Source organism: uncultured Campylobacter sp., from assembly GCF_938018145.1.
GTDB lineage: Bacteria > Campylobacterota > Campylobacteria > Campylobacterales > Campylobacteraceae > Campylobacter_A.
Genome location: NZ_CALIII010000081.1, coordinates 1 through 2,311, shown reverse-complemented (window position 1 = coordinate 2,311; position 2,311 = coordinate 1). Strand labels below are relative to the sequence as shown.

The 2,311-nt window shown below is 47.3% G+C and carries 3 protein-coding genes; all 3 read right to left on the bottom strand.

Features of this window, described 5'->3' with window-relative positions:
- Positions 1 to 508: lysozyme inhibitor LprI family protein (locus Q0338_RS01755; protein ID WP_298085259.1), on the bottom strand; the 508-nt coding region annotated here is incomplete at its 3' end.
- Between the two features lie 524 nt (positions 509 to 1,032).
- A complete protein-coding gene (locus tag Q0338_RS01750) occupies positions 1,033 to 1,593 on the bottom strand; it encodes a Fe-S-containing hydro-lyase (protein ID WP_298085258.1) in 561 nt (186 codons plus the stop codon).
- 9 nt (positions 1,594 to 1,602) lie between these two features.
- Positions 1,603 to 2,311 (bottom strand): fumarate hydratase (locus Q0338_RS01745; RefSeq protein WP_298085257.1); only part of this gene is annotated, 709 nt, incomplete at its 5' end.

The following is a 2,311-nucleotide window of genomic DNA, read 5'->3' as shown; positions in this document are numbered from 1 at the left end:
CACACTGTGCTATCATGTTTAATTCTATTAGCGACGGTGGGTAGTCTCCTCCGCCCATCTCCTCCCTAATATTCATGCAACCTTCTTTCATTTTCAGCCATACTCTCTGTGCTGCAATAAAGTCATTTTTGCTAGGCTCTTTTGCTGCTAGCTTTGTTTTATCGTTAGTAAACCTTTGCAATACGCTCTTATATTTTATGTTTAAAACTTTATCGTAAATACTCATTTCAAAATCAGTGCAGTTTGCCAGCTGTCCAAATTGGCCTTTATCGGATGCCTCCTGGCAGTCACGATTTATTTTCTCACTTATTATGTCACCATAATTCCATTCAAATTTTACATAATCAAGTGACGAGCCTTGCGTCGTGAGATCAGCCTGTATACATCCAATCACTTGATCAGCAGTTTGAGAGTTCATTATACATTTTTTCGTATTTTCAGAGACATAGTCCGATCCTCCGCCGTAGACCGTAGCAGCGACCACAAGTGGCAAAAAGAGCTTTTTCATATATTTTCCTTTAATTAAGATTCAATGCTCATTATACGAAGTTTTACTTTAAATTTACGTATTTTACCCCATATTTTTTTACCTTCCAGCCCAAAATATACAATCTCAAATATTTATTTCACATTCGCATACTTCAAACAACGTTATATACGAATCGGATCTAGATCTCGACCCTTTTGTAGGCTCGCACGAGATTGAGGAGCTCAAAAACTTTAGCGCAAAAGCAGTTTCAGAGAACGAAGTGCGAGTAAAATTTGAGCTATTTGGCGAAAAACGCGATATAACTTTACGCCTAATTTGCGACAAAGATTGCCTATTTGGCGACGTAAAGCTTAGCGACGGAGGCTCGTTAAAGGCTAAGATTAAGAAATCTCTAAAAGCGGCGTATCCGAGCAATTACGGCAAAATTTTTAAAGAGTGAGCGTAAAATTTGAGAGTTTAACGCGCCGTTTGGTTTCAAATTTGCCCATAAAGAGCGGCGCGTAGAGTAAAGCGCGAGCTAGCGATAACTCACGCCGATAAATTTATATTTTTTTATACGGAGCTTGTCCTGCTTCGTAGAAGTTATTGCCCTCGCTATCTATCGCTACGATAGCCGGGAAATCCTCGACCGTAAGTCTAGCGACCGCCTCAGGGCCAAGCTCTGGATAGGCTAGCACTTCGTACTTTTTGATACTTTGGCTAATCAGCGCGCCCGCGCCGCCGATAGCGACCATATAGACGCAGCCTGATTTTTTCATCGCTTCGACGACGGCCTCAGAGCGGTAGCCCTTGCCGATCATACCGTTGATGCCTACTTCGTTTATCATCGTCGGAGTGTATTTGTCCATGCGTCCGCTAGTTGTCGGCCCGGCTGCGCCTATGACGTCGCCCGGTTTTGCGGGGCTTGGTCCTAGATAGTAGATCGTCTCGCCGGCTAAATTTACGGGCAAGGCCTCGCCGCGAGCCAAAGTCTCGGTTAGCGCCTTGTGCGCGGCGTCGCGAGCTGCGATGATGGTGCCGCTTATTAGCACGTTGTCGCCAGCTTTTAGGCTTTTTACGACATCTTTATCAAACGGCGCGGTTATCTTTTTTACTTCTGACATCTTTTCTCCTTAAATTTCAGCTTCGGCGTGGCGAGCGGCGTGGCAGTTGATGTTGATAGCGACCGGTAGGCCCGCGATGTGGGTCGGATACCACTCGATGTTTACTTTTACCGCGGTCGTGTCGCCGCCTAGTCCTTGCGGTCCAACGCCCGTTTTGCAGGCGAGCTCTAGTAGTTCCTCTTCTAGTTTGGCGTATCTAGGGTCGGGGTTTTTGCTGTCTGCGGCGCGAGCGGCTGCGTATTTTGCCATTAGCGCGGCCTTATCCATCGTGCCGCCTATGCCTACGCCGATCACCATCGGAGGGCAAGCATTTGGACCTGCTAGCTTAACGGTGTCTAAAAATACCTTTTTCACGCCTTCTAGGCCGTCTGCGGGCACTAGCATCTTTAGAGCCGATTTGTTCTCGCTACCAAAGCCCTTTGGAGCGACTTTTATGTGGATTTTATCGCCCCTTACTATCCTTACGTTTATGACGGCAGGGGTGTTGTTTGTCGTGTTTTTGCGCTCAAAGATCGGGTCGTTTACGACTGATTTGCGCAGGTAGCCGCCCACGTAGCCGTCTTTTACGCCCTCGTTTATCGCGTCCTCTAAAAATCCGCCCTCGATATGCACGTCTTGACCGATATCGACGAACACTACCGCCATGCCCGTGTCTTGGCAGATCGGCGCGACGCGCTTCTGGGCTAGATCGGCGTTTTGGAGCACCTTGCCTAGGATG